The sequence below is a fragment of the Fibrobacter sp. UWH1 genome (assembly GCF_002210365.1).
Classification (GTDB): domain Bacteria; phylum Fibrobacterota; class Fibrobacteria; order Fibrobacterales; family Fibrobacteraceae; genus Fibrobacter.
In genome coordinates, this window is the sequence record NZ_MWQG01000014.1 from 83,334 (window position 1) to 93,270 (window position 9,937).

The following is a 9,937-nucleotide window of genomic DNA, read 5'->3' on the forward strand; positions in this document are numbered from 1 at the left end:
TGTCACAACAAAACATCCATATAATTAAACGATATTACTCGATTTAATTACTGATCCTTTTCTTTGTTGTCTACTTCTATTTGAGGTGGGGTGGTAGAAGTATGTTTTGTATCATAATCATTATTGGCCTTTTCAATTTCCATAGCAACCCTATCAGATTCAATCTGGAAAATCTTATTCATAGCCTGGCTCCTCATATCAATTGCCTGAGCAATGATCGTATTAGGAGGTACAGGAACCAAACGAGTTCTCAACAAACTTGAGCCTTCAGCACTATAGCTATATTTACTAGAATACGTTGCATCTACAGTAGATACATTAGCACGACTTTTACGCCAAGACTTTTTTGTTTCTTTGGATTCATTATGTGAAGTAGATTCAGAAGTTGCTTCCTGATTCATACTAATAGCAATTTTGACCTCAATAACAGTTTCTGCAAACTGATAAAAGGTTGGCTGAAAACCAGCACCAATCATAGAAGTTTTAAATTCCTTATCAGTAACTTCAATGCCAGTCTTTCCATCCTTATCTTTTTCACTGTGATAAGAAACAGAAACCATGGGAAGGGACACAGTATCATCTTCCCCCATCATCTTTAGAATTTCAATTGAATTTTCATCAAGAGATTTTTGAGCGTTAGCAATAGCCATGCCCAAATTAGCAACCATATCACTAAAGGGTACATCCAGTAATTGTTGACCAATACTCATATTTATAATCCTCTTTATTTATTTTAGTGTTAAGTTTCAGCAGGTTCTTCTGCCGGTACATTTTGATTATTTTCAGAATTATTCGATGCAGGTTTATTTTCCTCTGAAGAGGTTTCCTTTGCTATTTCCTGTTCGATTAACTGCAATGTTTTTTCAAACTTTTTCTGCTCCAACTGGGCTTTCAAATCCAACAATTTTGACATAAAAGCATTTGGCGGAACAGGAGTAATCTTCGTCCTAATCAAGCTAGATCCCTCTGCAGAATAAGAGTACTTTGCAGAAAAAGAAGCATTCACAGACGCACATGAACAGGTAAAGCCTACTGACGCCGACGTTTCTACAGACATAGTCGTTGAAATTGAGATCTTAACTTCAATAATTGTATCAGTAAACTGATAAAAAGTTGGTTGAAAACCAGCACCAATCAAGGAAACCGTTTCAGAGCCAGTTAACGAATCACCGAAATTAGGAATTTCAATTCCACATGTTTCAACATCACCCATTAACTTGGCAATCTTACAGCTGGCCATATCCATTTTGAACTGACCTTCCGCAATCGCATTAGCTAACTGCATGACCATGTCACCAAACGGAACGTTTAAAAGATCTTTTCCGATTGACATATCTATTATTCCTTTTTTTCTTGTTAAGAAGCCCCCTCTAAAAAAAACATTCTAGTCAGGACTTCAGCTTAAAACATATTCATTAAATACTTTTTTCTATAGATAATCCTCCTAGATTCAATTGACGTGACGGTACTTACTAAAAAAAATCATTTTTATTTTGGAACCGCTTGAATTGTGATTTTTATACTACTCAAGCTGTCTTCAGTCGTCTCACTAATGCTAGGTGCAGTAAACTTGAATGATTTTCCACCATTATTTTTACTATCATCATAAATTCTCACCTTCAAATCAACATCCATGTTGTTGATGATATATTTGGCAACATCAGTATCAGAAGCAGAACTTGTATTAAAATCATTTATCATCTTGTTCAAGAAAGATGAAATGTCTTCCGTTGAATAAGATGCTCTAATTTGTGCTTGTAATTTTTCTAGTTCTTCTTTTGAGCTTAAATACTTTTTATACTCTTCATTGAAAGCATCTGTTTGCTTTTGAGCTTCTATTTGTTCCGATTCCAAACGAACTTTTACAGAAGCCAATTCCACGGATTTTTCTTCCAATGTTTTTTTTACGACATCAAGTTCATGAATTTTTCCTTCATACTCAACTATTTTTTCTTCAAGCGTTTTAAGCTCTTCTTGAATTCTCTTTTTGGTCAATGAACTCGATTTTACATACAGACGAGATAATTGTTCAGAAAGTGTAGCCATTCTTTCTCCGCTTTATTTATTCTTACCATCCAATTCATTTTTGGATTCTATTTTTTTCAACGTTATTTTCGGGACGACGCCCATATTTAAAATCGTATTCTTGGCAGGTTCTTGATGAATTACATTCACATGTACACCATCACTCCAATTCTTCGCTTCTTCCGGATCAATTTCATAAACAGAAACATTTATTTCATCCAAAGCATTTCTTATTTCCCCAATAGTAGGTAGGAGACTTAAATCCGGCATATATCTTCTTACAACAAACTTATCACTTGGAGGAATCGGAACTATTCTCAACTTGATAGTACTCTCCTCTTTTTTCGAAGATTTAAACAAGTTAGAGAAAGTCGCATTACTTGGAGCAATACTAATTTCAGAGCTAAGAACCTGTCCTGTCATACTCCGTTCTTTAGAAACTGCGTAATCTATTTTCATTGTAAATTCAACTTCAGGCATCACATACCATGTGGCCTGCATTCCTGCACTATACAGTCTATCATTCTGCAAAATTTCATTCTGTATAGCCATAGAATTTTCATCCAAAGCTCGTTGCGCTTGCGCAACGCCCTTACCCAATTCCGTAATAACACTCGATAGATCAGAGTAAATGCTAGGAGTATCGCCACTGGACACAACCAACTCCTTTTGAATTGAGCAGGAATCAAAGGCTTTCGCAGATTGCACAGTTGATTTTTGCAATTGCAAAATTTTACTTTCTGTAATATTAGAAAAGGTATTTATTTTTTTTATCTTCTGCAATATTTCCTTTGCATCGGTATTTTTCAATTGTTCAACGGAATAAATTCCGCCATCAATCAAATCATACGCTTCATTGTAAGACATTTCATCAACACGAAGTAATTCCGCCTGCGTGGCCCAATGGCTAATATTGGCCAACGCGATACCCGTTTTTTCGGACAAGATTTTTCGATCTTTAGCCGACCGAGTCGCATCATAAAATTGTTTTAAAGTCTTGATTCCAGCCTTTGACGATAAAATATCAACCATTTTATTGTCAATTCCGGCAATACTAATTAAGCTACTGGACATGTTTATCCCTTGAAAAGTATGGCGTTTTGTCAAGTAAAAAGACTCACACCAAAGCATTTCTAATTGTTACACAAATGACAACCGACAAGATAATAAGAAAAAAGTATCATTTAAATTTTTAATTTAATCGCAATAAAAATCAGTACAAAGCAATTAATACAGCAGCTATACATTGTATAGCATCACGCCTGTAAAAAAAAATATACCAAAAAAAACTCAAAGAATTTTACCAACAAAACAAAAAAAATCCATCCGCATAGCGAATGGATTCTCATTTTTTATTTGAATTGTTTACCTATAGCGCAGACGGATTCTCGGTCTTGAATCCGGATCCCAGGCGTTTATGTAATAGTAGTAATGATCATTGCCATAGTAACGAACGAATTCATTAATACAACCATTTTGTCGAGAAAAGGTTAAAGAGCCAGAATCTTTCGTCAATGTAGGAGTATTGCCAAGGAACAAATCCACATCGCTATAAGACATACAATCGTCTTCATTATTATCGGCATAAACTTCGATTTGTTCAGCATTAAACGGTCCGTGTATTTTTGACACAGTAGCTTCAGAAAGGCCAGGCCTACCACTAAAATAAAATTCTTCTTCATAATAGGGGGCAGCCTGTCCAATATGCAGAGGGCCGCTTCCATCCGGATCGGTTGTATAAGAAAAATCAGATTGGCCCGGTTCATTCGGCTGGTCATCAAATTTAACCATCAACATTTTTCGCACAGGCTTCTTGGCACCTATCGCAGAATACTCAAATATGACAGCTCCATCCTGAAAAATACCGTTTCCCGATATATGAGCAGGATTCTGGTCCCCCTGATTCTGGTGGATCAGATGCATTCCGTATCCCTTTGAATAAGGGGCACCAAACACGTAAATTCTCTTGACATTTTTAAAGAGATCATCAAACATCGGCAGCTTATACTGCATAGGATCACTTGTCTGATAGGCAATAGCATGCTGCCATCTTCTACCAGCGATATCAAGAAGAATTCCTTTATGACGAATGTAGTCCAAAGCTCCTTCTGAAGCGGTGCCGCCCACACCCGAAATCATTGTAATCGGGTGATACGCATTTGTTGCAGACCATATATTACCATAATAGCTAGCGTTATAATCACGCATTTCGACAATTCTATACGGGAATTCATACTTATGCCCATTTTTGACGTCAATAACGCATTCATACACCGTATTGTTACTTGTCTTTATTTTAAAACGATAATGAAGAAACTTACCTTCTTGCCCAATGCGTTCCACTTCATTTGAGCCAGAAACAAAAGTTCCCACAACATAACCATATTTACTCTGCTGAGCAAATACAGATGCAGCCAAAGCAATTAAGCCAAGCAACGCAACCTTTTTCCACAATGATATCTTCATGTAATTCCCTTTCGGATTAACGCTCTAAAACTTTTAAAGCGATTTCATGTTAGAAAAATCACATTATTTTGTCTATGTGTTTTCATCTAAAAAAATTTTCCATCATTTTTTACAACTTTCTGCAGACAAAACATTTTGCTACACAATGTATTACATAGTTGGCAAAAATCAATACAGCAGTCGTTCAAACAAATCATTTATCTATACATTATTCTCTTACTAACAATTTCATCGCACTAAAAAAAATTTTTGAAAATACAAAATACACGATAAACAAAACAATCCATAAAAATATTTTTTTCAAAACAAAGTCCGTATTTTTATACAAAATCTTATATTTTCGCAAGAAGATTCGTTAGACGAAAAAATCGGTTAGGAAGATTCTATTCATAAACTAACGAAAGACCTTCTCGTACCTCATTACAGTACGATTATTTAACATACCGTTTCTTAACCAAAGAAATGGTCTTTGGAGTGTATCCCCAATGAATAAAAAAATACTGGCTTCAGCACTTCTGGCGGCAACAATGAGTTTCGCCTCCAACAATCTCCGCGTAGATTTCTACGGTTCGCAGGGTGCACAATGCGAATACGCACCTAGATTTCAAATCTACAACTACCTTCCAACAACCAATTGGACTTTAAAGCTTTACGCTTATTTCTCAAGCAACGATGGTTCCGACCCAACCAAGGATTTTAAACTCAACGTTGACTTCCCTGCTCAAATTGAAAAAGTTAATGGTAACGTATACCGAGTCGTCATTAATTACGGTTGGTATCCTATCGGTGATTTGCAGACAAAAGATTTCGGCAACCCCTTCTCCATCAAGCCGTCATCTTCAAATCGCTGCTACCAGCCCTATACCCGAAACAACTATCCTTACGACATAGTCCTTGAAAGCAGCAATGGAGGATACCTTTCCAACAGCAAGCACCCCACATTCAACAACAGAATCGGTTTGCTGGTAGACAAGGATTACGTCTGTCCCGGCTTTAACGGCAAGAAGAATTACATTCATATTGATGCCGAAGACACAAATCCCGCCACAAAAATCAGTAGCGGTTCAAAAAAACCGAAAGGCGTTGTAATTGACGACAAGAAGAATCCCGAATTCTACTATTGCCCTCTTCGTGTCAGCAACATGTCCTTATACCAGGCCACATACGATTACATCGTTTTGAAGCTTGACGACGAATGTCCTAGCGGATCCTACGAATTCGTTAGATATCACGATACCGAAGATAACACTCCCAGCAATAAAGTATACGGATTCATGGAACCCAGCGTAATCCAAAAAGACGCCAAGATGTATTATTGCTTCGTACCAGCAGCTACCAAGAACGGCAGAAGCTATCCTTTCACAAGCACCTACGGTATCTTCGCAAATCCCACGGCATCATCTAATATATCCAAGAGCACCCTGCATGTTGATGACGAAGACACCCGTAACAACAACTCCTGGAATTTCTTCAACCTGAGCGATGATTACATCAGCCGCATCAAGAACATCATTTCAGGATCGGTAGATACCGACTACCGAATCGCATGGATGACAGGATCCTCTGCAACTAAGGAAGCCGCTTCTGAAGCAAAGCCCGTGGTTGCCGAAAACATGGTCAACGCCCCCATTGCAGCACCTTCTGGAGTCGCAATCAAGGGTATAAGCCGTACTGCCATGAATGTAGAACTGCTCTCCGAAGGCAAGGTCGAAATCAACCTTATCGGTGTTGACGGCCATTCTTACGCCAGCATCACCACCGAAAACCTCCAGCCGGGTTCCCACAGCATCAACTGGAATTCCGCAAAGGTTCCGGCAGGTCGTTATATCATGTCTGTCAAGCAGAACGGTATCGCCAGCGGCAAGAGCATTATCCTGAAATAGGAAAACTCTTATCGCACACAAAAAGCCAGGCGTCTCGTCTGGCTTTCCTTTTTTAAAGGTTCACTGCAACGAGCACACTCGCGTTGTCATACATTAGTTATACATTTGTCATACAACGTACTAGTTAAGCATTTTATTTAAAATATGCAAAAAATTATTTTCACAACAAAACAAAAATTTTACGCATAAATTCTATTACTTTCTACAAAAAAACATACATTTTGGCTAAATTTTGCCTCATGTTTGGAAAATCAAAAAAAGAGGAATTATCATCCCGGCAACTTGAAGTCTTAAATCTGCTGCGAAGGGGATTAACAAACGGGGAAATTTGCCGTACTCTGAACATTTCAGAAAATACGGTAAAAACCCATCTAGCGAACATCTACAAGATTCTTGATGTAACTAACAGGACTGAAGCCGCATCGATTGATTTGACAGAAGAGAACTTTAGCCAGCGTCCATCTTCTCAATCGCCAAACAAGAGAGAGATTGTCGTAGCCTTTGAAAAAAATTCCATTCTCGAAAGCACTCCCCTAGCCTACAGCGTCGTCTGCGCAACGATCGAGGCGCTGCACCAATACCATATTTTCAAAATACAGGTCGTTCCTCCTGAACAAATTAACAACGGCACGGATTACCAGATTAAACTTACAGCTACTCATGGTTCCGGCGACTCTCTATTCATCACTCTTTACCAAGATGAATCTTCAACCTTGCTTTGGTCCAATCTTCAAAAGATCAAGTCAGAAGATGAGATCAAGCTTTTCGCAGCCCGCATCGCCATACAGATTTTCCGCAACATGACCATTTCGGCAGCGTCCAAGTACGCCGAAAATTCGGATCTAAAATCCGATTGGTGGTACGCTTCCAGCTTCGCAAACGTAATGATGGAAAATCGCAACAGGGACGAATTTTCGAAATGCGAATCAAGTCTGCAATCCATTCTCGACTCCCAGAAAGGAAACGGTTATCTCGCATACACTCTAGCCAACGTCTATTACACAGCCATCATCGAAAACTGGGTTGACGCGACAATTTACACGTCCAAAATCGGGGCGTTGGCCTGCGAGGCCATGCGGAACACACCCTATTCCGCCTATTCGCAGTTCATGATGGCCCTCTACAACATCCTAATAGGCAACAAGAGCGACGCCATAGCCTATTTCGAGCAAATCCTGGAAGCAAATCCTCAGGACGTCATGGCACGAAGATACCTGACGCAAATCTTCCTGCTGGTAGGCAAGCAAAAAGAAGCCCTGAAGCTTTTAGACGAAAACAGTCTCTACATTCCCGATGTAAATCAGCAACCATTCCAACTTATCGCCAAATCCTTTATCTACCTGCTACAGGACGAATACGAGAAATGCGAACTCATTTCTCAGCAGGTCTTGATGATCCACCCCGCGACTCCATTCGCCCGCCTCTTCATGATTGCCTGCAACAATAAGAAGGGCAACTTGAAAGAAAGCCACAAGCATGTGCAAAAACTCAGGGAATACCACCCTAATTTCAAGAAAAACGACGTAAAGGAATTCCTGAAAGGCGTTACTGAAGAGCAGCAGGAATGCTTTATTAGCCTATTGTGGAATCTAGACTAATGCTAAAAATCACCCATTTGAGTGATGGACGAACCATACTACCAGGGGTTATCTTTGAAACATCAGCAAAGGAAACCTAAAAATGGAAGAGAACAGCAAAAAGATTGACACCTACCTAAAAAAAATCACCGGCAAGAAGCCCGATGATTATTACACTAAGATAATTCCTCTGGAAGACCTACGCCCCGGCGACATTTTGGCATTCAGTGGCGAGGGAGAAGAATCCCTTATCACCAAGTTGATCCTCTGTTTCACCAACTCCTGGGTTTCTCACGGAGCATTATTCTATCAGCATGGGCCCGTTGAAGCCCTAACTGACGCAGGATCCACCGGAATCCAGGGTCATAAGGTAACCAGTAATCCCGAAGATCGCGTTGCTTATGTCAGTCGCCTGATCAAGACTTCTAAAATTGGCAACAAGAGCAGTTTCTATTCCGATAAGGAAATGGCCCCCGTTCTTGCAGCCGCCAAGGGATACGTGGAACAGGACCTCCCCTACCCCTACGCCGACTTGGTATTCCTGGCCCTAATCCTCCTTTACAAGGACCATTCCCAGGCAGGGATCAAGCAATCCATCATCATCGCACTTCTCAGATGCCTTGCCGCTGAATTAAAAAAACTGTTAGACGATAAATATCGACACAATTACACCATGGTCTGTTCGTCCCTGGTTTACCAGTGCTATTTGGATGCCTCAAAGAAGAATCGCAAATTTAAGCTGAAACTGACAAAGGACGCCGATTTGAGTTGCCGCACCTCCAAGAAGGGACTGCTCAACCAAAACCGCAGAAAGGCCAACACACTCCTCGACCTGTACGCAGAACATGCCGCAGAATACGATTTCAAGACAGAGGCATTCCACCAGGCTGTGGCCCCCAAAGAACCTGTCGCCAATCTTGAAGACCTCGCAAAAGAGATCGTCGAAAGCGACCGCAGTAACCGCGTCATGATGCTGAAGGGAAACGCACTCAGCAGCGCCATCGAGAATTTGCTGAAAACGCTCATGGAAGTGCTGGGATTTACCTTCACCTCGATTAAGGACATGATCAAGAACGCTCGAGAGATGCAGGCCATGTTCGTAACCCCCAACGACCTATGCTTCAACATTGAAAATGTCAAAAAAATCGGCAAGGTCCACCTGAATCGTGCAGATGAAAACCTGCCCCACGAACAGTTGACCGATTTTAGCAAGATCTAGGTCCAAACCCCAATAAAGAAACTACACCTCAAAAAATATAGGGGGCGCGCAAGCATCCCCTATTCCGAAAAACACCCCATGGGAATGTCTACACATTCCTAGTTAAAAACACGCCTAAGAAGGAGAATAAAATGGCAAAAATCAAGCACATCAAGGCAATCACGCTGAAGAATTCTGGTGCATTCGTTGTTAGAATGCGAATCAACTGGAATGACCCGGAATCCGACAACAGTTCGGGAGTGTACGAACCCTCCGGCTACCACGACATTTGCGCAGCCGGGGAAAGGACAATCAACCTCTCCGAAACCGGCATCCCCGAAGGAGCCAACGTCCGTCTGCACGCAGATGTCGTCTTGGGCAAGGATAAGGAAGGTGGCGAGCAGTTCCGATACACAAGTGACGCCTCGATGATAGCCCACTACACCATTAGCGGCACAACGCTCATCAACGACTTGAAACTAGATGACGTAAAGTAAAGCCATAAAAAAGAAGGAGAAAAAGAAACTCATTCGCGAAAGCGGATGAGTTTTTCACATTCAGTCAATGTATAAACAGTGTAAGACGGCATATATACAAACACACACAAAAAGTCATTCCAACCAGATACTTTAGTCCAATTTTCACAAAAAAGGAACCCACCGGCCGGTGGTTCTTCATAGACGGACAAAGCCCTATGTTACGGCACGCGCTAACACGCGTACGCAGTCTGCCCCCTGCGATGGTCCTTACCCGGCTACCCGTAAACGGGTTATTTCTTTCCGAATAGG

At 40.6% G+C, this 9,937-nt stretch carries 9 protein-coding genes and 1 pseudogene; 5 read left to right on the forward strand and 5 right to left on the reverse strand.

Going from position 1 to position 9,937, the window contains the following annotated elements:
• Window positions 1-47: 47 nt before the first annotated feature.
• From B7992_RS08335 to B7992_RS08355, 5 genes are all read right to left on the reverse strand, one after another.
• On the reverse strand, window positions 48-710 hold the full coding sequence (locus B7992_RS08335) for a hypothetical protein (protein WP_141100416.1): 663 nt from the start codon (window positions 708-710) through the stop codon (window positions 48-50).
• A 29-nt stretch (window positions 711-739) separates the two neighbouring features.
• Window positions 740-1,333 (reverse strand): hypothetical protein, encoded by a 594-nt coding sequence (locus tag B7992_RS08340; protein ID WP_073284255.1) that lies wholly within the window; start codon window positions 1,331-1,333, stop codon window positions 740-742.
• Between the two features lie 155 nt (window positions 1,334-1,488).
• Entirely contained in the window at window positions 1,489-2,046 is a 558-nt protein-coding gene (locus tag B7992_RS08345) for a hypothetical protein (protein ID WP_088666032.1), read from the reverse strand.
• A gap of 12 nt (window positions 2,047-2,058) precedes the next feature.
• Window positions 2,059-3,099 carry a DUF4332 domain-containing protein gene (locus tag B7992_RS08350; protein WP_073284250.1) on the reverse strand — a complete coding sequence of 347 codons (1,041 nt, stop codon included), beginning with the start codon at window positions 3,097-3,099 and terminating at the stop codon, window positions 2,059-2,061.
• Between the two features lie 291 nt (window positions 3,100-3,390).
• Complete coding sequence (locus B7992_RS08355) at window positions 3,391-4,491, reverse strand: DUF2278 family protein (protein ID WP_088666034.1); 1,101 nt, start codon at window positions 4,489-4,491, stop codon at window positions 3,391-3,393.
• Window positions 4,492-4,976: 485 nt separating this feature from the next.
• Here B7992_RS08355 and B7992_RS08360 point away from each other — a divergent pair, with 485 nt between their 5' ends.
• The 5 genes and pseudogenes from B7992_RS08360 (at window position 4,977) to B7992_RS08375 (ending at window position 9,646) form a co-directional block, all read left to right on the forward strand.
• Complete coding sequence (locus tag B7992_RS08360) at window positions 4,977-6,374, forward strand: hypothetical protein (protein WP_141100417.1); 1,398 nt, start codon at window positions 4,977-4,979, stop codon at window positions 6,372-6,374.
• Between the two features lie 239 nt (window positions 6,375-6,613).
• Window positions 6,614-6,787, forward strand: a pseudogene (locus B7992_RS17400) (response regulator transcription factor); the annotation flags it as partial.
• An 18-nt stretch (window positions 6,788-6,805) separates the two neighbouring features.
• Window positions 6,806-7,972 carry a M48 family metallopeptidase gene (locus B7992_RS08365; RefSeq protein ID WP_254917658.1) on the forward strand — a complete coding sequence of 389 codons (1,167 nt, stop codon included), beginning with the start codon at window positions 6,806-6,808 and terminating at the stop codon, window positions 7,970-7,972.
• Window positions 7,973-8,054: 82 nt separating this feature from the next.
• Window positions 8,055-9,170 carry a hypothetical protein gene (locus tag B7992_RS08370; protein WP_073284244.1) on the forward strand — a complete coding sequence of 372 codons (1,116 nt, stop codon included), beginning with the start codon at window positions 8,055-8,057 and terminating at the stop codon, window positions 9,168-9,170.
• A 131-nt stretch (window positions 9,171-9,301) separates the two neighbouring features.
• On the forward strand, window positions 9,302-9,646 hold the full coding sequence (locus tag B7992_RS08375; protein WP_249269265.1) for a hypothetical protein: 345 nt from the start codon (window positions 9,302-9,304) through the stop codon (window positions 9,644-9,646).
• Window positions 9,647-9,937 lie beyond the last annotated feature (291 nt).